This window comes from Kibdelosporangium phytohabitans (assembly GCF_001302585.1).
Lineage (GTDB): Bacteria > Actinomycetota > Actinomycetes > Mycobacteriales > Pseudonocardiaceae > Kibdelosporangium > Kibdelosporangium phytohabitans.
Genome location: NZ_CP012752.1, coordinates 8,327,860 through 8,352,733, shown reverse-complemented (window position 1 = coordinate 8,352,733; position 24,874 = coordinate 8,327,860). Strand labels below are relative to the sequence as shown.

General features: G+C 68.7%; 23 protein-coding genes, 1 pseudogene and 1 riboswitch. Of the genes and pseudogenes, 15 read left to right on the top strand and 9 right to left on the bottom strand.

The genetic code is table 11. The features are described from left to right. Window positions 1-3 precede the first annotated feature (3 nt). The 4 genes from AOZ06_RS37745 (at window position 4) to AOZ06_RS37730 (ending at window position 2,013) form a co-directional block, all read left to right on the top strand. A complete protein-coding gene (locus AOZ06_RS37745) occupies window positions 4-444 on the top strand; it encodes a MarR family winged helix-turn-helix transcriptional regulator (protein WP_054293751.1) in 441 nt (146 codons plus the stop codon). Next, on the top strand, window positions 441-1,106 hold the full coding sequence (locus tag AOZ06_RS37740; RefSeq protein WP_054293750.1) for a CE1759 family FMN reductase: 666 nt from the start codon (window positions 441-443) through the stop codon (window positions 1,104-1,106). Before AOZ06_RS37745 ends, AOZ06_RS37740 begins: the two co-directional genes overlap by 4 nt. Before the next feature lie 65 nt (window positions 1,107-1,171). Beyond that, the gene (locus AOZ06_RS37735; RefSeq protein WP_054293749.1) at window positions 1,172-1,597 is read left to right on the top strand and encodes a Dabb family protein; all 426 of its coding nucleotides are present in this window, start codon (window positions 1,172-1,174) and stop codon (window positions 1,595-1,597) included. 2 nt (window positions 1,598-1,599) lie between these two features. Then, window positions 1,600-2,013, top strand: coding sequence for an ester cyclase (locus tag AOZ06_RS37730; protein ID WP_054293748.1), 414 nt, complete (start codon window positions 1,600-1,602; stop codon window positions 2,011-2,013). Here the strand turns inward: AOZ06_RS37730 and AOZ06_RS37725 are convergent. Further along, the gene (locus tag AOZ06_RS37725; protein ID WP_054293747.1) at window positions 2,006-4,636 is read right to left on the bottom strand and encodes an ATP-binding protein; all 2,631 of its coding nucleotides are present in this window, start codon (window positions 4,634-4,636) and stop codon (window positions 2,006-2,008) included. The two genes, AOZ06_RS37730 and AOZ06_RS37725, sit on opposite strands and share 8 nt — an antisense overlap. Before the next feature lie 14 nt (window positions 4,637-4,650). Further along, window positions 4,651-4,998 (bottom strand): nuclear transport factor 2 family protein, encoded by a 348-nt coding sequence (locus AOZ06_RS37720; RefSeq protein ID WP_054293746.1) that lies wholly within the window; start codon window positions 4,996-4,998, stop codon window positions 4,651-4,653. Between the two features lie 107 nt (window positions 4,999-5,105). Between AOZ06_RS37720 and AOZ06_RS37715 the strand changes: the two genes are divergently transcribed. Together AOZ06_RS37715 and AOZ06_RS37710 are read left to right on the top strand one after the other, a co-directional pair. Beyond that, the gene (locus AOZ06_RS37715) at window positions 5,106-5,585 is read left to right on the top strand and encodes a nitroreductase family deazaflavin-dependent oxidoreductase (protein ID WP_157233467.1); all 480 of its coding nucleotides are present in this window, start codon (window positions 5,106-5,108) and stop codon (window positions 5,583-5,585) included. 42 nt (window positions 5,586-5,627) lie between these two features. Beyond that, a pseudogene (locus AOZ06_RS37710) lies at window positions 5,628-6,838 on the top strand (beta-ketoacyl-[acyl-carrier-protein] synthase family protein). Window positions 6,839-6,879: 41 nt separating this feature from the next. Here the strand turns inward: AOZ06_RS37710 and AOZ06_RS37705 are convergent. Beyond that, a complete protein-coding gene (locus AOZ06_RS37705) occupies window positions 6,880-7,440 on the bottom strand; it encodes a TetR family transcriptional regulator (protein ID WP_054293745.1) in 561 nt (186 codons plus the stop codon). A 73-nt stretch (window positions 7,441-7,513) separates the two neighbouring features. Further along, window positions 7,514-7,627, top strand: a riboswitch (cobalamin riboswitch). 34 nt (window positions 7,628-7,661) lie between these two features. Between AOZ06_RS37705 and AOZ06_RS37700 the strand changes: the two genes are divergently transcribed. The 4 genes from AOZ06_RS37700 to AOZ06_RS37685 are packed head-to-tail and all read left to right on the top strand — an operon-like array spanning window position 7,662 to window position 11,141. Further along, window positions 7,662-8,612: an ABC transporter substrate-binding protein gene (locus tag AOZ06_RS37700; RefSeq protein ID WP_054297213.1), complete on the top strand. Its 951-nt coding sequence runs from the start codon at window positions 7,662-7,664 to the stop codon at window positions 8,610-8,612. Then, on the top strand, window positions 8,609-9,322 hold the full coding sequence (locus AOZ06_RS37695; RefSeq protein WP_054293744.1) for a (2Fe-2S)-binding protein: 714 nt from the start codon (window positions 8,609-8,611) through the stop codon (window positions 9,320-9,322). Before AOZ06_RS37700 ends, AOZ06_RS37695 begins: the two co-directional genes overlap by 4 nt. Continuing rightward, window positions 9,319-10,356, top strand: a complete 1,038-nt coding sequence (locus AOZ06_RS37690; protein ID WP_054293743.1) for a FecCD family ABC transporter permease — start codon at window positions 9,319-9,321, stop codon at window positions 10,354-10,356. Before AOZ06_RS37695 ends, AOZ06_RS37690 begins: the two co-directional genes overlap by 4 nt. Continuing rightward, complete coding sequence (locus tag AOZ06_RS37685) at window positions 10,353-11,141, top strand: ABC transporter ATP-binding protein (protein ID WP_054293742.1); 789 nt, start codon at window positions 10,353-10,355, stop codon at window positions 11,139-11,141. Before AOZ06_RS37690 ends, AOZ06_RS37685 begins: the two co-directional genes overlap by 4 nt. A 336-nt stretch (window positions 11,142-11,477) precedes the next feature. On the opposite strand, the gene AOZ06_RS37680 is transcribed toward AOZ06_RS37685, so the two are convergent. Genes AOZ06_RS37680 through AOZ06_RS60645 form a run of 3 tightly spaced genes read right to left on the bottom strand, consistent with a single transcriptional unit; the run spans window position 11,478 to window position 13,564 of the window. Beyond that, the gene (locus tag AOZ06_RS37680) at window positions 11,478-12,299 is read right to left on the bottom strand and encodes a chitosanase (protein ID WP_083472822.1); all 822 of its coding nucleotides are present in this window, start codon (window positions 12,297-12,299) and stop codon (window positions 11,478-11,480) included. Window positions 12,300-12,334: 35 nt separating this feature from the next. Further along, window positions 12,335-13,324 carry a family 8 glycosyl hydrolase gene (locus AOZ06_RS37675; protein ID WP_236951872.1) on the bottom strand — a complete coding sequence of 330 codons (990 nt, stop codon included), beginning with the start codon at window positions 13,322-13,324 and terminating at the stop codon, window positions 12,335-12,337. An 18-nt stretch (window positions 13,325-13,342) separates the two neighbouring features. Continuing rightward, the gene (locus tag AOZ06_RS60645) at window positions 13,343-13,564 is read right to left on the bottom strand and encodes a hypothetical protein (protein ID WP_225952995.1); all 222 of its coding nucleotides are present in this window, start codon (window positions 13,562-13,564) and stop codon (window positions 13,343-13,345) included. Window positions 13,565-13,808: 244 nt separating this feature from the next. Here AOZ06_RS60645 and AOZ06_RS37670 point away from each other — a divergent pair, with 244 nt between their 5' ends. Together AOZ06_RS37670 and AOZ06_RS37665 are read left to right on the top strand one after the other, a co-directional pair. Beyond that, entirely contained in the window at window positions 13,809-14,717 is a 909-nt protein-coding gene (locus AOZ06_RS37670; protein ID WP_054293741.1) for a hypothetical protein, read from the top strand. A gap of 179 nt (window positions 14,718-14,896) precedes the next feature. Then, a complete protein-coding gene (locus AOZ06_RS37665; protein WP_054293740.1) occupies window positions 14,897-15,583 on the top strand; it encodes a C39 family peptidase in 687 nt (228 codons plus the stop codon). Here the strand turns inward: AOZ06_RS37665 and AOZ06_RS37660 are convergent. Next, window positions 15,571-16,602: an ArsR/SmtB family transcription factor gene (locus AOZ06_RS37660; RefSeq protein WP_054293739.1), complete on the bottom strand. Its 1,032-nt coding sequence runs from the start codon at window positions 16,600-16,602 to the stop codon at window positions 15,571-15,573. The two genes, AOZ06_RS37665 and AOZ06_RS37660, sit on opposite strands and share 13 nt — an antisense overlap. Before the next feature lie 307 nt (window positions 16,603-16,909). Here AOZ06_RS37660 and AOZ06_RS37655 point away from each other — a divergent pair, with 307 nt between their 5' ends. From AOZ06_RS37655 to AOZ06_RS37645, 3 genes are all read left to right on the top strand, one after another. Next, complete coding sequence (locus AOZ06_RS37655) at window positions 16,910-17,566, top strand: HAD family hydrolase (protein ID WP_054293738.1); 657 nt, start codon at window positions 16,910-16,912, stop codon at window positions 17,564-17,566. Between the two features lie 231 nt (window positions 17,567-17,797). Next, the gene (locus tag AOZ06_RS37650; RefSeq protein ID WP_054293737.1) at window positions 17,798-20,917 is read left to right on the top strand and encodes an ATP-binding protein; all 3,120 of its coding nucleotides are present in this window, start codon (window positions 17,798-17,800) and stop codon (window positions 20,915-20,917) included. A gap of 120 nt (window positions 20,918-21,037) precedes the next feature. After that, window positions 21,038-21,295 (top strand): hypothetical protein, encoded by a 258-nt coding sequence (locus AOZ06_RS37645; protein ID WP_157233466.1) that lies wholly within the window; start codon window positions 21,038-21,040, stop codon window positions 21,293-21,295. Here the strand turns inward: AOZ06_RS37645 and AOZ06_RS37640 are convergent, their stop codons facing one another. Beyond that, window positions 21,296-23,026: a protein-arginine deiminase family protein gene (locus AOZ06_RS37640; RefSeq protein WP_054293735.1), complete on the bottom strand. Its 1,731-nt coding sequence runs from the start codon at window positions 23,024-23,026 to the stop codon at window positions 21,296-21,298. A 1,020-nt stretch (window positions 23,027-24,046) separates the two neighbouring features. Continuing rightward, on the bottom strand, window positions 24,047-24,847 hold the full coding sequence (locus tag AOZ06_RS37630; protein WP_054293733.1) for a siderophore-interacting protein: 801 nt from the start codon (window positions 24,845-24,847) through the stop codon (window positions 24,047-24,049). Window positions 24,848-24,874: the final 27 nt, after the last annotated feature.

Below are 24,874 nucleotides of genomic sequence, written 5' to 3'. Positions count from 1 at the left end.
ACTATGAACACCAGCAGTACGGCCAACGCCGCGTGGGAGGCACTGATGTCCGCCCACGCGGTGCTGATGCGGGAATTCGCGGCCGAGGACGTGTGGCGGGAAGCGTCGATGCGCGAGTACGACGTGCTGTACACCCTGTCGAAATGCCCTGGGCCGCTGCGGATCGGTGAACTGCACAAGCACCTGCTGCTCAGCCAGCCCGCGTTGTCGCGGATGGTGGACCGGCTCGTGGAACGCGGCCTGGTCGAGCGGACGACCGCGCCGGAGGACGGCCGCGGGGTGCGCCTGGCGCTCACCGACGCCGGGCGCAAGGTCCAGCAGGACATCGGGCGTCCGCACGCCAGGCACGTCGCTCGCGCGGTCACCGCACGGGTCAGTGCCGAGGAACTGGGCCAGCTGGCAGCCATCTGCCGGAAACTGGCAGGACAGGCGGAGGAATCATGAGCACGTTCAAGCTGGTCGTCGTCTCGGCAGGGACCAGCGACCCGTCGTCCACCCGGCTGCTGGCCGACCGCGTCGCCCAGCGCGCCGGCGCGCTGGCGGGCGAACGCGGCCACAGCGTCACGCTCAAGGTGATCGACCTGCGTGAACTGGCCACCGAGGTCACCACGGCCCTGGTGTCGCAGCTGACCGGCCCGAGACTGGCCAAGGCGGTCGCCGCGCTGGGCGAGGCCGACGGCATCGTGGTCAGCACACCGGTCTACAAGGCGGGCGCCAGCGGCCTGCTGACGTCGTTCTTCCAGGTACTGGACAACGACCTGCTGATCGCCAAGCCGGTCGTGCTGGCCGCGACCGCGGGGACGGCACGGCACGCGCTGGTCGTCGACGACCAGCTGCGCGGGTTGTTCGCCTACCTGCGCACGACCACCGTGCCGACGTCGTTGTTCGCCTCCACCGAGGACTGGAACGACCCCGCGCTGCCCAAGCGGATCGACCGCGCCGCGCTGGAGCTGGTGCTGCTGATGGCCAGCGGGTTCGCCCAGCAGATCAGGGACGAGTCGTGGCAGTCGTACCAGCACGAGTTCGGCAGCGCGGGCGGCACGGAGATCTCCATCGACCTGGACTCGGACATGATGCGCCTGGCCACGGGCGGATCGGCGAGCTGACCGCGGGCCCGGTTAAGTAGGTATCGCCGACGCGAGCACCCGGTGTCCGCTGCGAACCTCTGAGCATGATCTTCCACGGAAACCGTTTCACGCTCCGGCCGGACGCCGCGCCGGAGCAGGTCGACGCCGCGCTGGAGAGCCTGCGCAACCAGGGCCGGGTCATCCCGTCGGTGAAGTCGTTCGTCGTCGGCCGTGACTACGGCGGCGAGTACGAGTGGGGCGCCACGTACGTGATCGAGGACCTCGACGGGTACTGGGAGTACCTCGTCCACCCGGCGCACCTGAACACCGACCGGATCGGGTTGCCGCTCGTGGACAAGTTCGTGTCCTTCGACATCACCGACGAGCCGGACCCGCAGATCGGCGCGAAGATCGCCGAACTGCACAAGCTGCGCTACGACAGCATGCCCGACATCCGCAAGCTGGTCGCCGGTCTCGGCGAGTACAGCGGCTCCGCCGCGCCCCGCCCGAGCGAAGCGGAGGTGAGCTGACCGTGTCCGTCGACGACTTCCACGAGCTCGCCCGGATGTGGGTCGACATCTGGAACGGCGACCTCTCGCTGATCGACATCGCGGTGCACGAGGACTTCACGTCGCACACCGCGCCGCTGGCAGGCGGCCCGGCCGCCGACTCGACGGGCCGGCTGGGCCTCAGCGGCTGGATCAGCGCCAGCCACGCCATGGTCCAGGACCTGGCGTTCACCGTCCAGATCGGACCGCTGGTCGACGAGCCGCACATCACCTTGCGCTGGTACGCCACGGGAACCCACGAAGGGCGGCCCGTCGGCTTCCACGGCATCGACATCCTGCGCGTGGCCGACGGCATGATCGCGGAGTACTGGCTCAGCGCGGACAGCATCTGGTTCGCCCAGCAGCTGGGCGTGCGGGAACTGCCGCCGGTCAGCTGATGTCGGGCAGGTCCCGCAGTTGCCTGCGGGAGCTGATCCCGAGCTTGCGGAAGATGTTGCGCAGGTGGGCGTCGATCGTGCGGGGGCTGAGGAACAACCGGGCGGCGACCTCCTTGGAGGTCGCGCCGGTCGCCACCAGCCGGGCGATGTGCTGCTCCTGCATCGTGAGCTGGTCGTAGGTCGGCGACGTCCGGCTGCGCGCCTGCTCGCCGGTGGCACGCAGTTCGTCGGCGGCGCGGCTGGCGAACGCCTCCATGCCGATGGCGGACAGCTGTTCGTGCGCCGCGCGCAGGTGTTCGCGGGCGTCGGTCCGGCGGTTCTGCCTGCGCAGCCACTCGCCGTACAGCAGATGCGCCCTGGCGAGGGCAGGGGCCGCGGTGCCCGTGCCGAGGTAGTCGATCGCGGCGCGGTAGTCGTCCTCGTCGCCGGTCACGAGGGCGCGGGCGTACGACGCGACACCCAGGCCGCGCGGCGAGCCGCTGGCCTGTGTCCGCTCGGTCAGCGACTCCAGTTCGGCCGCGGCGATGTCGTTCTCACCGCACCGCACGGCCGCTTCGATCAGCTCGGGCTGGCTGATCCCGGCGACGTACAGGTCACCGGCCGCGGTGGCCTTGCGCGCCGCCTCCATGGCCGTCGGGTATTCGGCGAGGCCGTTGTGCACCACGGCTGTCGCCCAGTCCACGTTGGCCGCCAGCTGGCCGATCCCCAGCGCTGTCGCCACCGCCGACGTGGCCCCGAACAGCTCGGCGGCTTCCTTGCGCCTGCCGCGCATCGCCACGAGGTGGATACGGGCGTACACCATCGGCGGCACGCCCATCGCGTCGGCGATCGCCTCCTCCTCGGCGATCGCGTCGATCGCACGCGGCAGCTCGCCGCGCAGCGTCGCGGAGACCGCGGTCTGGGCGAGGCCGAGCCGCAGCACCATCGGCGAGCCCGAGGTCCGGCCGGTCTTCATCAGCCACCCGACGACCGCGGCGTGCATGTCGTAGTCCCACAGTTCGCCCGCGATCATGGTCGCCAGCGCCGGTCTGCGCGTCCACACCGCTCTTTCGTCCGCGAAAACCTGGCGCAGCAACGGGACCGCGGTCTTGTGCCCCTCGCTCGCGAGTGCCGTCAAGGCGTCGAGGAGATCGACGGTGCCCGGTTCGGACCGGACCGTGTCGCGTGCCGTTTCCAGGACGGTGTCCAGGATCCCGCTGGACCGGCCGACGAACATGGCCATCTCCACCGCGTCGAGGAAACACTCCCGCGACCACACCGGGTCGACGTCCGCGAGCCGCTTCGCCGCGCGCATCATGAACTCCGGCCCGCTGTCGTCGGTGTGCCGGGTGAACGCGATCTTGCCGCGCAACAGGTCCGCCTTGGCCTGGCCGCGCGTGTCGAGCGGGTTGAGCTCTACTGTGGACAGAAGGTTCACCGCGGTCTCGGCCCCGCCCGCGTCGAGTTTGGCCTCCACCGCCGCGAACGTCCGGTCAAGGCGCTTGCCGCTGTCGGCGGACAACGCCGCCGCGCGTTCCAGGAACGCCGCCGCGGCCGCGACACCGCCGCGTGACCTGGCCCGGTCCGCGGAGCGTTCCAGCTCGCTCGCCACGCTTTCGTCCGGTCCGGTGCCGGACTGCGCCCGGTGCCACGCACGCCGGTCCGGATCGGTCAGCGCGTCGGTCGCGTCCGCCAGGGCGCCGTGCGCGATGTGCCGCTGGCCCGCCTCGGCGGCGCGGTACACCGCCGACCGCGCGAGCGGGTGGCAGAACCGCACGCGCGTACCGAACTCGACCAGCTCGGACGCCTCGGCGGCGCCACCGGCGGACGGGTCGATCCCGAGCTGCCGCGCCGCGGCCCAGACCAGACCGGGGTCACCGGTCGGGTCCGCGCTGGCGAGCGTGAGCAGCAACCGCACGTCGCCGGGCAGCCCGGCCAGCCTGGCCTGGAAGCTGCGCTCGATCCGGCTGGCCGTCGACGAGGCGTCCGGCATCGCGAACCCACCGGCCTTGGGCAGTTCGAGCAAGGCCAGCGGGTTGCCGCGCGCCTCGGCCACGATCCGGTCCCGCACCTGCTCGTCCAGCATGGACGCTCGCAGCAGCGCGCGAGCGTCCGCGTCCGGCAAGGCACCGAGCGTGACTCCGGGCAATCCGTCCAGCGACGGCGGTTCGTCCTGTCCGTCGCGGGCCGCGAACACCATCGCGATCGGCTCGGAGGCGATCCGCCTCGCCAGGAACGTGAGCACCTTGGCCGACGAGTCGTCCAGCCACTGGCCGTCGTCGATGAGGCACAACACCGGTTGCCGCTGCGCCAACCGGCCGAGCACGTCCAAGGCCGCCAGGCCGATCGCGAACATCTCCGGTGTGCCGGTCGCCATGCCGAACGCGATCCGCAGCGGCTCGGGCAGCTCGTCCTGGTGCCCGAGGACCTGGTGCAGCACGGCGAACGGCAGCTCCGACTCGAACTGCGAGCCGGACGCCTCGATCACCGCGAAATCCGCCGCCGACTGGCGGACCCGGTCGAGCAGCGCGCTCTTGCCGATACCGGGTTCACCGCGCACCACCAGCGCCCCGCCGTGAGCCTGGCGTGCGGCCCCGATCAGATCCTCGATGCGGCGGATCTCGTCATTGCGGCCGATCAGCATGGCATGAACAGTACCTAGCCCGGCACCTTGTCGAGGAAGCCGTGGACGTGCCTGATCCGCCCGCCGGCGAGCACGATCACGTCGAAGCCGACCACGACCGCCTCGTCGCCGAGTTCCCACGTGAACCGGGCGATGTCGTGGTGGCCGTCGACGTCGCCGAGCCGGAAGGCCATACCGGCGAACTGCTTCTGCACGGCCGCGAGCATCTGGTCGATCGCCTCGTGCCCGGTGGCCGAGCCGAGCGGGTCGGTGTAGGTGGCGTCCGGTGTGTACACCTCTTCCACGATCAGCCTGCGCTTGGCCGGGTCGGTCTCGTTCCAGCTGTCGATGTACCGCTGTGCGGTGGTCTGGTATTCGCTCATGGCACAAGCATGTCCAGCCCGCTGCCCCCGGTCGATTACGTCCGAGGTCATCGCGCCGACTACCGTTGGCCGCGCACCGGCCCCCGATTGTCCAAAGTGGAGTTCTCATGCCCGAGTTGCGGCGAGTGTTCGCCAAGGTCGGATCGACAAGAGCGTACGCGGCGGCCGGGCGGCTGGTCGCCCCGCTCGACCGCTGGATGATGCGCGTCACAGGCAGCAAGTTCGGCCTCGGGTCCATGTTCGGCCTGCGCACCCTGCTGCTGACCACGGTCGGCCGGACCAGCGGCCAGACGCGCCAGGTGCCGTTGCTCTACATCGAGCGCGACGGCGGTTACGTGGTGATCGGCTCGAACTGGGGTGGCGAGCGGCACCCGGGCTGGTCGTCGAACCTGCTGGCCGAGCCGAGCGCCCTGGCCACAGTGAGTGGCAGGCAGGTGACCGTGCGCGGCAGGCTGCTGACCGGCGCCGAGCGGCGGGAGACGTGGGACGCCGTGGCCGCCTACTGGCCCGCCTACGACAAGTACGCCCAGCGCGCCGAGCACCGGGAGATCCGGGTCTTCCTGCTGGAACCCGTCGCCGGGGACTGACCCCGGTTGCCAACCAACTGGTTGGTTGGATAGCGTGCGGCCATGCGGACAGACGTGTGGGCGACGGGCCTCGGCGCCATGACACCGCTCGGCGGCGACGTCGGCACCACCTGGTCGGCCATGCTGGCCGGAGCCAACGGGATCCAGTCGCTGACCGAGCCGTGGGCGCGCGACCTGCCCGTGCGGATGGCCGCACGCCTGACCAGCGACCCGGCGGACGCCCTGCCGCGTGCCTTCGCACGCCGTCTCGACCGCGGTGAACAACTCGCGATCGTGACCGCGCGGCAGGCATGGGCGGACGCGGGCAGCCCCGAGGTCGACCCCGACCGGCTCGCCGTCGTCATCGGCACCGGCGTCGGCGGCGTGCTGTCCACGCTCGGGCAGAACCACGTACTGGAAACCCTTGGGCCGCGGAAGGTTTCCCCAACACCGTGCCGATGCTGATGCCCAACGGGCCCGCGGCCTGGGTCAGCATGCAGCTCAACGCGCAGGCCGGGGCGCACACGCCGGTCAGCGCGTGCGCGTCCGGTGCCGAGGCGATCGCGGCCGGACTCGACCTGATCAGGGCCGGCCGGGCGGACGTCGTGGTCGCGGGCGGTACCGAGGCGTGCCTGCACCCGTTGCCGTTGACCAGCTTCGCCCAGATGCGCGCGCTGTCGGCCGACGACGGCGAACCGGACCGCGCATGCCGCCCGTTCGACGTGGCGCGCAACGGGTTCGTCCTCGGCGAAGGCGCCGCGATGGTGGTGCTCGAACGCGCGGGCCACGCCGAAGCCCGTGCGGCCAAGGCACACGGCGCTGTACTGGGCGCGGGGATCAGCTCCAGCGCCGTGCACATCACCGCCTCGGACACGCACGGCCAGATCCGCGCGATCACCAAGGCACTGCGGGACTCCGGCGCCGAACCCGGCGACATCGGCCACGTCCACGCGCACGCGACGTCCACACCGCAAGGAGATCTCGCCGAGGCACAAGCGATCGCCAAAGCCGTCGGCGTTCATCCCGTTGTCACCGCGACGAAATCCATGACCGGCCACCTGCTCGGCGCGTCCGGCGCACTCGGTGCCGTCGCGGCGATCCTGGCGTTGCGGGACGGGAAAGTCCCGCCGACCCGCAATCTGGACACACTCGACCCGGAGATCGACCTCGACGTCGTGACCGCGACCGCGCGGCACGGCCGGTGGACGACCGCGCTGGCGAACTCGTTCGGCTTCGGCGGCCACAACGTCTCACTGGTGCTGGGCGCAGCCTGACCTCGGCGACCAACGCGGCCTTCGTCGCATCCGGCCGGGGCCTATTCGGGGCGCAACATCCGGCGCGCCAGATCGACGACCTGGGCACGCACCTGCGTCAGATCGGCTGAGCCGGGCAGCACGGTCCGGGTGAGCTGCGGCACAGCCGACGGCCACGCGGCCAGGCCGATCAGGAACAACATCGTCACCGCCGCCCTCGTGCCCGGCTCGGTCCCGAGCGTCGTGGCGAGCGTCTCGACCTTGTCCGCGTAGTGCCCGGCCCTGGTCTGCTCGTCGGGCAACTCGCCGTCGCCGTAGTGCAGCGCCTCCCACAGCATCAGCCGCAGCACCTGGGGGTTGTCCCGGTGGAAGTCGAACAGCTTGCCGACGTACTCCAGCAGGTCACCGGTCGGCTGGCCGACGGCATCGGTGTGCTCGGCGAGCGCCTGGCTCACCACCGCCTCGAACAGCTTCTCCTTGCTGCCGAAGTTGCCGTAGAGCCGCTCCTTGTTGACACCGGCCTGCTTGGCGATGCGTTCCACGCGCGCGCCCGCGATGCCGTGCGCGGCGAACTCCGCACGCGCGGCGGCGAGCAGCTTCTCGCGTGTGGACAGTGCGGTCACACGTCACATTCTAGGACCGTTCGGCCGTCCACAGATCCGCCACGCCTCGGGTAGGGTGGGCTCGCCGGGCCGCACGGACCGGTTCCGTTCAGGCAACCAGGAAGCCGGTGCGATTCCGGCGCGGTCCCGCCACTGTGACCAGGCCACGGCCTGGGAGTCAGGAACTGCCCTGAACGGATGGCCCCAGCTGGGACGCGGACATCCCGGACGGAGTGGTGACCATGCGTGTGCGGGCACTGGCCCTGGTCGTGTTGCTGTTCTCGGCGGGGTGCACGAGCCGGCAGCCCGAGGCCCCGCAGTCGGCGGTGACGGTCGAGAACTGCGGCAAACAGATCGCGTTCGACCGCGTGCCGCAAAGGGTCGTCGGTTACTACCAGCACCCGACCGAGATCATGCTCGCGTTGGGCCTGCGCGACAAACTCATCGGCATGGCGTACCCGGACAACGACCCGTTGCCCAAGTACGCCAACGACTACCAGTCGGTCCCGAGGATCTCGGACAAGGACGCCTCGTTCGAGCAGGTGCTCGCCAAGACACCAGACCTGGTCTACGGCGGTTACGACAGCGCGTTCGAGGACAAGTCCGGCCGCTCGCGGGACGCTTTCGCGGGTGCGGGCATCAAGACCTACCTCAGCCGTGAGGAATGCCTCGACCGCCCGGTCACCATGGACGACGTCTACGAGGAACTCCGCACGGTCGGCAGGATCTTCCAGGTCCCCGACCGCGCCGACGCGCTGATCGCGGACATGCGGGCGAGCATCACCAGGGCGACACAACGAGTCGGCGGCGCCGAACCGTTGAAGGTCTTCGTCTACGACAGCGGCGAAGCCACGGCGTACACCGCGGCGGGAACGGGAATCGGCAACGAGATCATCAAGCTGGCCGGCGGCCGCAACGTGTTCGCCGACGTCCAGAAGGACTGGGCCGACGTCTCCTGGGAACAGGTGCTGCAGCGCGCGCCGGACGTGATCGTGATCTACGACTACTTCGGCACGCCGGCGCAGGACAAGAAGATCGAACTGCTGCTGAGCAAGCCGGAGCTGGCGGGTGTGCCCGCGATCAGCAACCGCCGGTTCGCCCGGCTGACGCTGCAGGACACCGTGCTGGGCGTGCGCGCGCCGTACGCGGTGGAAAACCTGGCGGCCCAGCTGCACCCGGACCGGATGCGATGACGGCCCCGGTGCCCGGCCATGAGGAGGTCGCGCGGGCGCTCGCGCACGTCAGCACCCTGGGCCGTGGGTTCGTGATCCAGCCGGATTCCCGGCCGGACGGCACGCCGCTCGGCGCGGAGTGCGCCGACCGTGAGGCGATCGAGGTCCGGCTGGCGGCGGCGGGTGCGTCATTGGGCACGAACGAGCAGCGGGTGGCCGCCTCCTGGGTCCAGTACGAGCTGGCGGGCCGGCTACTCGCCATCCTGGTGGGAACGTGGAGTTACCACCGCATCGTGGTGGATCCGGCCGGGTTCGCCGTGGGAGCGGACCGCGACATGTGGCATCTCGCAGCCCCGCGACCGCGGGCCTGGCGACCGGCCGGCATACCCGTGGACGACATCGTTCGCCTGGTCGTCGAGCAACTCGAAGTGTTGCACCGCGCACTGCGCGCCCACACGTCGATCGCGGAGGGGCTGCTGTGGGGAAACGCCGCCACGTCGGCGGCGCGGACATTGAGCGGCATCACGGAAACCGGCCCGCTCGCTCGTGCCCGCGCGCTGGTTTCCTCCGCGCTCGAGGTGGATCCGTTGCGGCATCGGCTGAACGGCGGCCTCGACGGGAAGACGACCCGCAGGAGCTGCTGCCTGTACTACCGCAGCAACGATCCACGGCCGTGCGGCGACTGCCCGCTGATCGATTCGACGGCCGCGCGGATCAGGAGGCCCGTGTGACCCGCACACGGTACCCGGGCGTCCTGATCGTGCTCACGCTGTTGCTCGTGCTGTCGATGGTCGCCGGGATCGCGATCGGGTCGGTCGCCGTGGCCCCGCTGGACGTCGTCACCGCTGTGCTGCACCGGATCGTGCCCGATCTCGTCGCCCCGACCGGCCCGGAGTACGTCGACGCCCTGATCGCCACGACCCGCGGCCCCCGGGTGGTCGTCGGAGCGGTGGTGGGCGCCGGGCTGGCGACGGTCGGGATGGTTCTGCAGGCACTGGTGCGCAACCCGCTCGCCGATCCGTACCTGCTCGGTGTCTCGTCGGGTGCTTCAGTGGGTGCCGTGGCCGCGATTCTGTCCGGTGCCATGGTGTTCGGGGTGGCGACGACGTCGATCGCCGCCTTCGCCGGGGCGTTGGCCGCGCTGCTGGTGGTCTACTTCGCGGCACGTGCCGGTGGGCGCATCACCACCATCGGGCTTGTCCTGGCCGGTGTGGCTGTGGCGTACGTCCTGTCCGCGCTGACCAGCCTGATGTTGTTGCTGGCCGACAACGCCCAGCACGCCCGTCAGGTGCTGACGTGGTTGCTCGGTGGGCTCGGCGGCTCCACCTGGGCGTCGATGTGGTTGCCGTTGACGGCGGTGTGCGTCGGGCTTGTCCTGTTGATGGCGCGCGCCCGTGCCTTGAACCTGCTTTACGCGGGCGAGGACGCCGCGGTCGCGATGGGCCTGGACGTGAGCCGGTTCCGGGCGTGGATGTTCGTGCTCACGTCGGTGCTGACCGGTCTTCTCGTCGCGGTCAGCGGGCCGATCGGGTTCGTCGGCCTGATCCTGCCGCACGGGGTGCGGCTGGTCGTCGGCAGCGATCACCGGAAGGCGTTGCCCGCGGCGGCACTGGCCGGGGCGTCGTTCCTCGTCCTCGCGGACATCGTCGCGCGAACCGTTGCCTCGCCGCAGGAAATCCCGGTCGGAGTGTTCACGGCCCTGTGCGGCGGCCCGTTCTTCCTGTGGCTGGTTCGCCGTCAGGCACGCAGGGGAGCGGCGGCATGACAGCACGCGTCGAAGTCGAGCACGTCGGGGTCGACCTGGGCGGCAAGCGGGTCGTCCACGACGTGTCGTTCACCGTCGAACCCGGTGCCGTGGTGGGGGTCGTGGGTCCCAACGGGTCGGGAAAGTCCACTTTGCTCCGTGCGGTGATCGGCATCCTCACCCCTGCCACCGGTTCGGTACGCGTCGACGGTCGTGACGTCGCGAAGACCAAGCCGCGTGACCGGGCGAGCGTCCTCGCCGCGGTCCTTCAGGACACCACCGGCGACTTCGACCTCACAGTCGACGACGTGGTGATGATGGGACGCGCCTGCTACAAAAAGCCATTCGAGGCCGACGACGCCCGCGACAGGACCGCCGTGGCCGACGCGCTGGCCGCTGTCGGCGCCGCGGACCTGGCCGCGCGGCGGTTCGCGTTCCTCTCCGGCGGGGAACGCCAGCGTGTGCTGATCGCTCGTGCCATCGCGCAGCAGCCCCGCGTGCTCGTGATGGACGAGCCGACCAACCACCTCGATCTGCGCCACCAGTTCGACGTACTGGCCCTGCCGCGTGCATTGGGTATCACTGCTGTGATCGCCTTGCACGACTTGAATTTGGCCGCGCACTACTGCGACGAGATTCACGTGCTGCACCACGGCAGGCAGAGCCGTTCAGGTCCTCCCGGGTATGTGCTGGATCCGGCTGTACTCGCTGATGTTTACGGGGTTGCCGCTGCTGTGGCTCCGCATCCGGTTACTGGGCGGCCTCACATCACCATCGATCCTGGCGGTCGCGTCTATGAGGGATAACTTGTCTTTTTCGTCTCTTTGAGTCTTTCGGGTTGGGGCGGCGCCGATTTGACATAGGGGCCCTGGGGCGCCCGAGGAGAGCCGTACAGGTGGAGCCCCGCCCGATCTCCATGGCAATGCGCTTTCGTTTGGCTGTGGGGCTCCCCGCCCACAAGCGTATGGGCGCCCCCACCCTGTGTGAAAGCGGCGCCGCTCTTGGGTTTCTTGGTTTTTCGGCTTCCGGTTTCGTGGCTGTCAGGGTTGGTGGCGTCGTGGGTGACCTGCGGGCCTCGACCTGATCGCACGGAACGGGCCGGTCCCCTTCGAGGACCGGCCCGTTTCACTGTGCTCCGTGCCTTACTTGATGGAGAACGAGTCGCCGTAGACCTTCCACGACAGCGGGGTGTTGAGGTCGAAGTTCTTGTTCTTCAGGAACACCCGCTGTGCGGTGTCGACCCTGCTGGTGTCGGAGTGTGCCTCTTCCTGCTTCATCGCCCACACGCGGGCATCGAGGAACGCGTTGAGGTACGCGGTCTCGTCGCCGCCCTGCGCCGGTGGTTTGGCCTTGGCCAGTGCGCGCTTGCGGATGCTGCTGAAGCTCGTCGCGTCGCCGCCGTCACCGTGCATCACGATGGCGTCGTAGTAGGCGAACTGGCCGAGGGTGCGCAGCCCGTCCTGCTTGGCGCGGTTCACCGCCGGGTTGAAGTACACGCGGTCACGTTCGGACTCCTGGGTGTCCTGGAAGACCTTGTCCTTCGCGGCGGTCTTCCAGTCCTTGGTGTAGTTGGGGTCGAGGCCTTCGTGTGAGTCGGAGCCGTCGACCCGTTCCAGTGCGGGCAGGTACTTGGCGAGGACGTTGCCGGGCTTGCGTTTGGTGTACTCCTGCACCAGCTCCAGCATGTCGTGTGTGCCGGAGCAGAACCCGATGATGCCCGCGGTGTAGCCGCGGCCGTCGTCGATGTCCTCGATGTACTTGAACTGCGCGCGCCAGTCCAGTGAGGAGTTCTCCGCACTGGACACGATCTTCATCGCGATCTCCTTCTTCGCGGGGTCGTCCAGCCCGACCGCCGCGACCGCCGCCGACCGCTGCTGCGTGTCCGGCATGCTCGCCTGGGCGGACACGCCCGCGGCGGGCATGAGCAGGCACGCGGTGCAGACCGCGGCGAGCGTACGGGTCATCTTCACAGGGAATCTCCTTGCGGGGTGGAGTTGTTTCAGGGTGCGACGAAGTTGCCGGAGAGGATCAACAGGACCTGGAGCGTGATGCCGGTGCCGTAGTAGTCCGACGAGTCCGGGCCGAAGTTGTTGATCTGGGTGAAGAGCTTGTCCAGCCATTCCTGGCTGCCGGGGTCGGTCATCGCGGCCACGGCGAACGGTGCCGTGAAGCACGGGTGCTCGCCGCTCTCGGTCTTGGTGCCTGCCAGCGTGTACCCCGTGTTGATCTTCGCGGGGTCGCTGCCGGTGGCCGACTTGATCCAGGTGTTCATCTTGCGGACCTGGTTGAGCGCCGCGCTGCCCTGGACAGTGATGGCGTCGGCGCCGAGGCGCCACGGGTCACGGCACGCGTTCCAGCTGTACGCGCCGTCGTACTTGCCCTCGAGGAAGTTCGCACCCGCGGGCTTCGGCGTGCTGCCGGTGTTCACGACGAAGTCCGGCAGCAGGCCGGTTTTCGAGGCGTACTGCGACTGCAGCTGGCTGACGGCGTTCTCCGCCTTCGTGCGGATCTGACCCCACGTCGAGTCGCCGGTGGCCTTCTCGAACGCGCGGAAGTGGCCGGGCATCCAGTCCGACGACCGCGAGGCGGTCTTGTACTTGCCGTCGTTGCCCCAGTCGCCGAGCAGCGGGAACTTGGTGCTGGAGTTGACTTCCGACGCCTTGATCGCGTTGATCACGCGCCTGGCCTCGGACAGGTAGTTCACCGAACCGGCACTGCCCCACACCTTGTCGGCGATCAGCAGGCCGTACGCGATCTCCAGGTCGCCGTCGGTCGCGGAGTCGCTTCCGTTGACGCTCTTGCAGTTGGCGTCCTGCTCGGCCGCGTGCAGGTCCTTGTTGTTCACCGACGGGTGGGCTTTGACGAACTTGAGAATGCCGTCGAAGATCTTCTTGGCCTGGGTGTCCTTGCCCGCCATCATGGCTGCGACGGTCATCCCGTAGCCCTGGCCTTCGGCGACGTACGCGTGGTCGGCGTCCCTGGACAGCACCGCGTAGGTGCCCGACCCTCATTTGGTGCTCAGGAAGTTGGCTTTCCAGAAGTTCCAGTACTTCAGCACCGCGGCGTCCTGGGTCGCCTGGGACGCGGACGGGCGCAGTGTGCCGGGTACGTACGACGTGCCCGCGGCGGCGGCCCGCTGGGCGGAAGCCGGTGCCGCGACGAGCATCCCGCCGAGCAGCGCACCGACCAGCGTGGCGGTCAAACCCAGCGTTCGCAGGGATTTGCGCATCTTCTCCTCGCTCGAGTCTCACAACTGCGTGGGTCAACTCAGTGGCGGCGAGTGCCAGTGAGCGTGACACGAGTCCGGAACCGCGGTCAATGCTGTTAGGAAAGTTTCCTAACTAAAGTCGTGGTGGCGTGCCCGAATTGTTCAGTTCCTGTGCGGGTAAGTGGATTCACGCGGCTGAAATGGACAATATGGACCACGCCGGTCGACCGGGACCCCTCCCGGAAACCAGCCTTACCGTGCGGGCATGACGGACGCGATGATGCGTGACGGGCGGCAGGTGGGACCGGTTCGGGTCGCTGTCGCCCTCTGGTGGCTGGCCGCCGGGCTGACGGCGCTCATCGCGTTCGTCACCTTCATGACGGTGGCCGACAAACTCCGCTGGGACGATATGCCGCGGGTGCTCGCCAACGCCGCGATCATGATCGTCCTCGCGATAGTGACCATCACGCACTTCGGCCGCGGCAAGCCGGTGGCGCGGGTCGCGCTGACAGGTATGGCCGTCTACTACGTGTGGACGCTGATCATCGGCGTGACAGTGCTGGTCGCCGGCGAGTCGGAGGCTCCCGCGGTCTTGGTCCTCGTCGAGGTCGCTCGAACGCTCTGCGCGGTCATCGCCGCGATCCTGTCGTTCACGACTCCCGCACGCGCGTACTTCCGCTTGCACAACGCGCGTGCGGCACGAGTCAAGGCGACGATCATCGCGGGTTGGGCGTGGCTGGCCGCGATCGCGGCGATGACCGTGATCGTCGCGGGAACGTTCATCGACAGCCTGCCCAGTCACGGCCGCAGCTGGATCCAGTGGGCCACGGGCACGAACGCGATCGCCGCCGCTCTGGTGGCCAGCTTGGTCCTCTGCCTGCTGCCCGCGTACGCGGCGCTGGTCCGGCAGTTCGAGTACGGCAGGCAGTGGGCGCGGATCACGTTGTGCGTGATCGGCGTTTTCCTCAGCCTCCTCGCGGTGATCCAGGCGCTCGACGTCTTCGACGACAGACGCCCGCAGACGCTGGACACGGTCAACGCGGTGCTCGGCCTCGTCTTCGTCGCCGCAGTGGTCGCGGGCTTCGCGCTGTCCTTCCTGCCCGCGGCCAACGCGCACTTCCGGCGGACTCCGCCACCCGAGGTCCCGCAGGGCGGCGACTACCACTTCAGTTGAGTTGCCGGGTGCGCGGAGCCGGGAGATCGATCCGTAACACCGTCTGGGAGCGGTTTCAGCGTCCCACCAGGTGGATTCAGCCCTAGCTGAAACGCCTTGTCATGTTAATAACCAACCGTCAGCCTGAGTATCAGGTTGGCGCCGCCGTTTTCATTCCCTGCCAAAGAAGGAATCGGCGAATGAGACTCACGACCCTGCTCTTGGCCGTCGCGACCGCCACAGGCTTGGCCTGCACGCCCGTGGCGGCAGCGGCGAGTTCCGACAACGGCAACGGCATCCTCGCCACGGACGTCGCACCGGCTCCGGCGTGGGTGCGGGCCATGCCCCCGCCCGCGAAGGTGTACGGCGTCCAGGCCGCGAGGGTGCTCAACATCCAGTACCAGGTCCAGCAGACCGGCTACTGGTGCGGGCCGGCCGCGACGCGGATCGCCCTCTCGGCGAAGACCGGGAACCTGCCCAGCCAGCAGCAGCTGGCCAACCAGTTGCCGACCACCACCAACGGCACGGACTGGATCGGCCAGGTCACCCGGGTGCTCAACAACCGGCTGGGCACCACCTACTACGAGACGAAGGAAATGCCCAACGACCCGCCGACGCAAGCCCAGCGTGACTTGTTGTGGCGCGATGTCGTCTACGACATCGACCGGGGATGGGCCATTGTCGCCAATATCGTCGCACCCGCGAACAATCACCCGCCCGGTTACCCGAATTACACCGTGTGGCACTACTTCACGGTCATCGGATATGACAGCTCGAACTCCAGTGTGAAGATCGCCGACCCGGCGAACTTCGGCGGATACCAGCAGTACTGGATTTCGTTCAACCAGCTGGCGACGTTGATCCCGCCGAAGGGCTACTCGGCCTGATCGACGCTGCCGTCCGGCTCTCCACGGCCATGCCGGAGAGCCGGACGGTCAAGCAGCACGGCCCCTCGCCCGGACAGCGAGTGCACGGCAGATCCGTTGCGCCGCTGGGTGATCACCAGTCCCGCGTCCCGCAGCACCGCCGCGTGCTGTGACGCGCCGGACGGTGTCGTGCCGCTCGCGCGGGCCAGTTCGGTCGTGTTCAGGCCGGGCCGGTCCGCGATCGTCTGCAACACCGTGGCCCTGGTCCGGCCGAGCAACGCCACCAGGGTCTCCTGGGTCGGCGACGCGCCGGATCGGCCGGGCGACGCCCAGCCGATGACCGGGTCCACCGGGTACACCAGCACCGGCTGCAGCGCGGTGTCGACGAGCGTCATCGGTGTCTGCCAGCAGAAGAACGACGGCACGAGCACGAGACCGCGGCCACGCAGGTGCAGGTCCTGCTCGACCGGGTAGCCGACTTCGAGCACCGGGGCCGTCCACCGGATCGACGGGTGCAAAGTGGACAGTACGTACTCGAGGCCGTGCGCCATGGTCGCCTCGGCGCGGCGGGACCACTCGGCGGCGATGTGGGACTTGACCACCTGGGTGTGCGGCAGCAGCACCTTGGCGTGGTAGTGCCGGATCCGGTCGGCCAGCTTGCGCATCATCTCCGCGTCGCCGGACGCCAGCCGGGCCGCCCACCCCGGCAGCCTGGTCTGCTCGGCGAGCCTGCTCATGTCGGTGCGCAGCGTGCGGCTGCTCGTGCCCAGTAGCGCTTCCAGCCCCTCGTCCAGATCGGAACTGTCCACATCCGGCGTGAGGAAATCCGGTGAGTAGCCCTTCGGTGGCGCCAGTGTGGTGAGCATGTCCCCGGACGGCCACAACGCGCCACGCGCACCGCGCCGCCACGGCCCGAACACCGCGGCGCCGTGCCGCGTCTGCAGCAGGTGCAGGCTCAGCAGCACCTCCCACAGCGGGTGCGGCTCAGCCCGGAGGCGGACCCTGGTGAGGTCTTCGGTTGTGAAATGCACCCGCAGCATCAGCGCCCCCAGTCGGCTACAGCGGTATCACTTCGAAGCATGATGGCCCAGGCGCCATGTCCCGTCCATCCTGGAGCGACTTCGAGAGCAATGCCACAAGTCGGATCCGATGGTCGCGTTCACCCGTCTTTCCCGATTGTCGCACCCGTGGGAAGGCTTTCCGAGTTTTCCGCGTTCCGGCCGGCGGAATGCGAGGGCCGGACACTTCGGCCACTCGGCCGAGTGATCTTCCCGCGCACAGCCAGCCGTGAACTCCGCACCGGCCGATCATGATCACCAGCGGCCCCGGAGAGGCGGAGATCGTACGGTGGAACCCGAGCGCGGATATCCGACAGTGTTCGACCTCGACGAGACGCTCGCGGACAGCGCGGCGGCGTGGAACGAGGCGTTCGGCTGGATCGCCGCGCGCCACGGTTACCTGTGGACCGCTCGTGACTGGGCCGCCATCCAGGGCCACGGCGTCGCCAGGTGGAGCCGGTACGTGGCGGGCCGGTGCCCGGGGCTGACGCCGCAGCGGGCCGTGACCGCGTGCACGGCGTGGATGGTCGAGGCGGTGGCTGTCGGCAGGGTCCGGCCGCTGCGCGGGGCCGTCGAACTCGTGGCCGCCGCCGCGGGCCACGGGCCCGTCGGGCTCGTGTCGGCCGCGCCGTGCCGGTATGTCCTCGCCGTGACGGGCGCGTTCGGGCTCGCGCCGTACTTCGCGGTCGTGGTGACCGGAGAGGACGCCACCCGCGGCAATTCGTATCTGCTGGCTGCCTCCCGGCTCGGCGTCGCGCCGGAGCGCTGCCTCGCGGTGGAGGACTCCGGCTGGGGTGTCCGCTCGGCGCACGCGGCGGGCATGACCGTGCTCGCGATCCCCAATCCCCGGACGGCGCTTGACGCGGACAGCCTCGCGCTGGCCACGTACCGCGCGGCCGACGCGGTGTCCGCGGTGGGTGTGTTGCCGGGTATGGCAATCGCCTGATCTTCCATAGTGGACGGTCAGATCGGGATCGTCCGGTGTGGACGGGAAACGCCGTGGGGCGAAGGGATTCCGCCGTGCTGTGTGTCGTGTGCCCTTGACATCCGTGGTCGCGGTCTGCTCACTTGTCGGATCCACCCGGAGTTCGGTGTGCAGTCGATCAAAGGGTTACTGTGTAGTAGACCCTTTCCGGGCCGGTGTTTCCCGGGGGTTGTCTTGAGGGGAGGGACAGACATGCCTCGAATCGGTGTGCACCGCGCGATCGTCGCGGTCGACGTGGAGGGGTTCTCCAGCCGGACCGATCTGCAGCAGTCGGCCGTGCGCCGCAACCTGTACGAGTCGCTGGAACAGGGGTTCAACGAAGCCGGGATCCCGTGGCGGGACTGCGACACCAGCCAGGACCGGGGCGACGGCGTGCTCGTCCTCGTCCCGCCGGACGTCGCCCACACCAACCTGGTCGACCAGTTGCCGCACCGGCTGGCCGCCGCGCTGCGCCGCAACAACGCGATCTACGCGGTCGAGGCGCAGATCCGGCTCAGGGTGGCCGTGCACGTCGGCAAAATCGACTTCGACGACCACGGAATCGCTGGTCACACGGTCAACTTCACCTGCCGCATGCTGGACGCGCCCGTGCTCAAGGCGGTGCTGGCCGCGTCCCGCGGCGTGTTCTCGCTGATGGTCTCCGACTGGTTCTACCGCCAGGTCGTCGAGCCCGACCCGGCGATCCGGCCGGACACGTACCGCGAGGTCTTCGTCGGCGTGAAGGAGGAGTCGGCCACCGCGGCCTGGATCCGGCTGCCCGAGGACCTGGTGCTGCCCACGTCCGAGCCCGGCCAGGCCATGGCCGACGTCGACGTGGAGATCCGCCGCTACGGCATGCCGGCCGACCCGGCGGTGGCCGGGACCCTGCACGACGGCGAGGGCCTGCGCGAGCACTGGGACTTCCGGCCGCAGGAGCTGCCCGCCGCCGAGTACCCGGCGCTGCCGCCGGGCCAGCCGCGCCAGCGCCTGATCGACCGCCTGCAGCCGTTGGTGCGCACGGTCGTCGGCCGGGTCGTGCCGGTCCGCCCGGCCAAGGTGGAGTGGCATTCGCCGAGGGAACTGCCGCACGACGTGCCCGGTTTCAGCGGCCGGACCACCGAGCTGGAGCGGCTGGACTCGCTGCGCGACGCGGTCGGTGTCGCCGTGGTCGACGGGCCCGCCGGGATCGGCAAGACCGCGCTGGCCGTGCACTGGGCGCACCAGGTGGCCGCGCAGTTCCCCGACGGCCAGCTGTACCTGAACCTGCGCGGTTTCGACCCGCACCAGCGGCCGATGTCCCAGGCCGACGCGTTGCGCAAGCTCCTTGGCGCGCTGGGGGTCAACGCCCAGCGCATCCCCGCCGACCTGGACGAGCAGACCAGGCTGTTCCGGTCGGTGGTGGCCGGGCAGCGGGTGCTGATCGTGCTCGACAACGCCCGCACCGCCGAGCAGGTGCGCAGGCTGTTACCCGGCCATTCGACCTGTTTCGTCGTCGTGACCAGCCGCAACCGCCTGGAGGGGCTGATCGCGTGGGACGGCGCCGTCCGCGTGAACCTGGACGTGCTGCCGCAACCGGACGCGATCGCGCTGGTCACCGAGATCGTCGGCGAGGCGAGAGTGGCCGCGGAACCGGATGCCTGCGTCGAACTGGCCAGGCTCTGCGGCTACATGCCGTTGGCGTTGCGGATCGTGGCCGAACGCGGTGCCGTCCACGAAAGCCTCCGGCTGGCGGACATGGTTCGCGGGTTGTCCGCCGAACACGACCGTCTCGACCAGCTGTCCAACGGCGACGAGGCGACCGCGGTCCGGACAGTGTTCTCGTGGAGTTACAACGCATTGCAGCCGGAGGCCGCGCGCTTGTTCCGGCTGCTGGGCCTGCACCCGGGGCCGGAGGTCAGCATCGCCGCGGCAGGCGCGCTCGCCGGTCTGGCGCCCGCGAAAGCCCGGCAGTTGCTGGACACCCTGGCGAGCGCGCACATGCTGGAAGAGGTCGGCCGCGACCGGTACCGGCTGCACGACCTGCTGCGGATGTACGCGGCCGAGTGCGCGCTGGACAGCGAATCCGAACAGGACCGCGACGAGGCCGTACGCCGGGTGCTGAGCTGGTACCTCTACAGCGCCGACGCCGCCGCCCGGCTGCTGGCCCCGCAACGCCGTCGCGCGGCGCTGCCGCAGGTGCCCGATGAGCAGCAGCCGGAGGCCTTCGGCACGTACCACGAGGCGCTGACGTGGTTCAAAGCCGAACGGGCCAACCTGGTCGCCGCGACCAGGCAGGCCGAGCAGACGGGGGAGTACGCGGTCGCGTGGAAGCTCCCGGCCGCGCTGCTGGGCTTCTTCAACCTGCGCAAGCACTGGGCGGACTGGATCAGCGTGCACAAGATCGCGCTGCAGGCCGCCCGCAAACTCGCCGACCCGTACGCGGAGGCGTGGACGCTCAACAGCCTCGGCATCGCCTACTACGACCTGCGGTGGTTCACCAAAGCCGCGGAGTACTTCCAGCGCGCGCTGCAGATCCGCCGCGAGATCGGCGACCGCTACGGCGAAGCCAGCACACTGGACAACCTCGGCAACACCCTGCGCAAACTGCGGCACTTCGACGAGTCGATCGAGTGCTACCAGCGCGCGCTGGAGCTGTTCCGCGAGATCAGCGACCGCTACGGCGAAGGCAGCGCGTTGCGCAATCTCGGCGGTGCCTACCGCGGCCTGCGACGGCTGGACGACGCCGTCGAGTACTACCGCCAGGCCCTGCAGATCTGGCGTGAACTGGGCGAGCGGTACGGCGAGGGCAACACCCTGAGCAACCTCGGTGACATCCACCGCAAACTGGGCCGCTCCGAACAGGCGATCGAATGCTACGAGAAGGCATTGCGGATCTGCCGCGAGATCGACAACCGTTACGGCGAAGGCGCGGTGCTGGACAACCTCGGCGACGTCTGCGAAGACCTGGAACGGCACGAGGAAGCGATCCGCTACTACAACCAGGCGCTGCGGATCTCCCAGGAGATCGGCGACAATTTCGCCGAGGGCAACACACTCGACAACCTCGGCTGCGCCAATTACCGCGCCCGTGAGTTCGAAGCGGCCGAACAGTACCTGCGCCAGGCGCTCGTCCTGCGCCAGGAGATCAACGACCGGCGCGGTGAAGCGATCACCCACCACCACCTCGGCGTGGTCTGCTACGCCACCGGTGATCACGTCGAAGGCCACCAGAACTGGCGCCGCGCGCTGGAGATCTTCGACGAGCTGACCGAGCCGCACAGCATCCAGATCCGGGTGGGATTCGACATCGAGGAGCCCGGCGAAGAGGACACGGAATCACCGTTCGACACGTGAGACGGCGTCCGCGACGACGTGCAGGCCGGAGCTGATCGCGTCCGAGTACTGCGCCTGGGACTCGTTGCGGATCCACGGTGGTCGCGCACCGGCGACGACGGCCGTCGCCTGATCGCGTTGGTGATCATCAGGGCCCGCCCGGACCTGGGCACGGCGGACATCGTGGCCGACGGAGTGCGAGACCCGCGCAGCCCCCTGGAACAACTGCTCGCTCTGCAGGTGGCGCACCGGATGCTCGACCAGATGTCCACAACAGACCGCGCACGGCTGCGTTCCGCGCTGCGCGTCGCCCAGTCCCACGGCAGGAGCGTGGAGCTGAGCGACACGCGATCACGGCTGGCCGCGCAGCTGGCGGCACGTCTCCCGGAAGTCGCGTAGCTACTTCCACCACGGGCGAGCGGAACTGGTGTCCCGCCAGGCGTTGGTGGTGCAGTGCACCTCACCGCCGCCGATGTGCGCCCACAGGTAGTCGTCGACCCACCGGATCCGGACACCGGACGCGGCGATGGCGCGTTCGGTGGCCTGCCGGAAGACGTCCTTGCCGCCGACGACAGGCCCATGCGGGTCGGGCGCGGCGAACACGCGGTCGGTCAGCGACAGCCCGTTGGGGATTCCCGGCGTCAACGCCATGAAGAGGGGGACTTCGGGTGCCTTGAAGAACAGGACCGGTACGCGGATCAGCTCGTCCGCCCGCAGTCCGGTCTCGGCGAGCATGATCTTGACTTGGTCGTCGATGTGCCGCGCGGCCTGTTGGTTGTCGCCGACGAATGCCGGGTTGCCGAGCAGTTCACCGGCCGTGGGCTTGTGATCGGCGCTGGTGCCGGCCAGGAGTTCGGTGTCCCGGGGGACCTCGCGCAGCAGACGCTCGGCCAGTCTGGGGTCGGCGACCACCAGCGTCCACCCACGCGCGTTGTCGGCGCGGACGACGTGCATGGTCTCATCGGCGTGACCGACAACGAGCCACGAGGTGTCGATGACCACCGGGGGCTGCTGCCCTTGAGCGTTGAGCATGGTGATGAACGCCTTGTCCGGCTGGAGGCGGTTGTCGAAGCCGGTGCCGTGAACCATGCGCCCCTGCGGGAAACCGCGGTACGGGGGCAACGACTCGATGTTGCCGGTGGCGTTGCGCTGGTCGTGGACGAAGTGCCGGTCCTCCAGCGTGTACTGCTGCACGACGCCGACGTCCGGCCCGCGAAGGTCGCGGAACACCAGCCGCCCAGCCGGCCGGGGAGTGGGGACAGTGCCGCCCTTGCCGTCGGGGACCTGGAAGACGTTCGCGGATCGGATGGCGACTCGCATGGTCTGCACGCCGTGCCGGGTGGGCATGCTGGCGGTGGCGGGTTCGAAGAGGTCCTGCCACCAGACGTCCTTCCACCAGGATTCGGTGCCCTTGACGAACCGGACATCGGGGGCTTCCTGGCGAAGAGGGGTGCTGAACTTGTCGAAGTCGCCGGGGAACCGCGCGGGGAACTCGGGAAGCGAGCCAGGGCCAGGCCGCTGGACCCACCCCGGCCCGGTGCTGGGACGCGCGGCGAAAACAGTGGTGGCGGGCTGCAGGTCGTTCTGGAGGATCAGGGGAGCCACCCGCATGCGGTGCCGTGCCCTGACCCGGTCGTCGACGGTCAGGGTGACCGTGACCCACCCGTCCCACTTGGTGCGGTCCCGGAGGACGTCCTTGCCCTCGACTCCGAGCTCGGCACCAGACCGCAACTCGGCGGCGGACAACCGCGTATCCGGGGAAAAACCGTTGTGCCGCTTCACGAAGACCCGTGCCTGCGCGTCGACACTGATCACCCCGGACCGCCCACCGCTACCACGCCCGACCCGCACCCGCGCGAGATCAGCCTCATCGCGATACCCGTTGACACGATCGTCAGCAGCGTCGTTGCACGCGGCAAGCCGGGCGTCGACCTCACCGCCGAGCGCATCGAGATCAGCAGGTGCGACATGACAACGCCGCTGATCGTCGTCCACGTTGGGCAGGAAGACGGTGTCGCCGGACAACGCGGACTCGGCGGTCGCGCTGGCGGAGAACCCACTGCTGACAAGAAAGGATGCGGCGACGACACCGACGACCTTTACTGCGTTGAGCTTGACCTTGACCCCCACGGTGTCCCTCCCTGAACGAACAATGGAAGTGACCCTAGAACCGAAGAGGGGAAGAGGGCGTCCATCGAAAGAACGACCAAGGGACAACGAAAGTACCCATTGTCAACGGTGAACACCATGTCAAGTCAGGGAAGGGAAACCCCCGGCCGGTACCCGGCTCCAATGGTGGCCACAGTGGCCACAGGAGTCAACACTTCGGCAGTACCAGCGAACAACTCGTGAGGCGACCCATACCCAGCGGGCGTCCAAGGCCACAACAGCCGCTCGTGCAAGAGCCAGAAGCCGCCGTCCCGCAGAACGAAAACCCCATCGGGCAGCTCATCCCACTCAGCCTTGTGCGTCGAACGAACACCATCAGCGACACCGCGTTGCCCATGCAGAACGACGTCCATCTCATCCGCGCTGGGCAGCCGCGACAACCCCAACCCGACCATCCACGCACGACGAAACCTCTGATAGTCGCCGTACCTGCACTCAGCACACGGCCGATGCCCAGCAGAGAGAGCAACGGCCTCGTCGTGAAAAAACAACTCGGTATAACGACGAGGCTGCATCATCTGACGCCGACGCCCTCGAAACTCCAACACGCACACAACCCACCGCCGAACCTGATGCCGCCGCACAAGGACAAGGTCATCGTTGTGCAGCACACCCCGGTTGCCGAACAGGGTCCCCCGGTGCTCAGTGGCAACCAGGTCTCCCGCAGGCGTAACCCGATTACACAACGGACGAGACAGCATGACCCAACCTCACCAGGGAAGGAACACCAGAGCTGGCGGTTTTCCGACATGATCCCCAGAAATGCCAGCGCAGACCCAGCTCGCCCGGCGAGCGGACCGGCCACGGCGGCTCAAGCGCAGGGCTAGCCACAACAGTGAGCGGACATGCACAGGAACCAGCCACAGCAGCGAGCACAAGCGAGAAACCAACCCAACGCAGCCCGCGCGCAAGCGCAAAGGGGTGCCTGCCCAGAGGTCCACCCCCGGCGAGGGAGAATCTCGTTCCGTGCAAAAAGAAAAATCAGCCAGGGCTGGCCCGACCATACCGCCAATAGCCGATAAAAGTCACGGTAGATCGAGGCACGGAAACCTCCTGCACGAGATACCGACGCACCCCGGTAACCAAAGCACTCTCCCCGGCAACCCACGTATACTGAGGTACGACAGAAAAAGAACTACTCCTAAGCGTCCGCAAGGCAAGATTGCCCGGAACGTCACCTGACCCGTTCCGGGCAAGCCAGTGCACGGTCACATCCGCCGGTGTTTCGACTTCGCGGATGTCGTCGGCGTCGGGAACTTCGAGGTACACGTCAGCTTGCAGCGTTTCCGGGGCGCCTTCGAGGATCGCCAGTGCCGCTGGGACCGCGCTTTCGTCGGCGACGATCAGTTGGCGTGCCGCGTCCGCCGCGGGCAGGTAGCCGATTCCTTCGTCGAAGATGCCCACGGGATCACCGGGCTGGGCGCTTGTCGCGAACACCGACGCTGGACCTGTGTCGCCGTGCAGTGCGAACTCGATGTCCATTTCCAGTGGGTCGGTGCGGAACGCGCGGACCGTGTAGTTGCGCACCCATGGGCGGTTGGTGACGCGGGTCAGCAGGAACTGGGCCAGCCACGCGTTGTTGGAGAACGTGGGCATGTTGAGGATGTCCTGGCCGTCGCGCCGGAAGAACAGCCGCACGCACTGGTCGAAGCCCTGGTGTTCGAACTCGGCCAGTTCTTCGCCGGTCAGCGTGACCGTCACGAAGTTCCGGCTGATCCGGCTCGTCCGCGCGACCGTCGCCCTGATCATCTTCCTGCGCTCGGGCGGCTTGGCTCTCGACATGACCACATCATCCTAACTCGTAAGCTA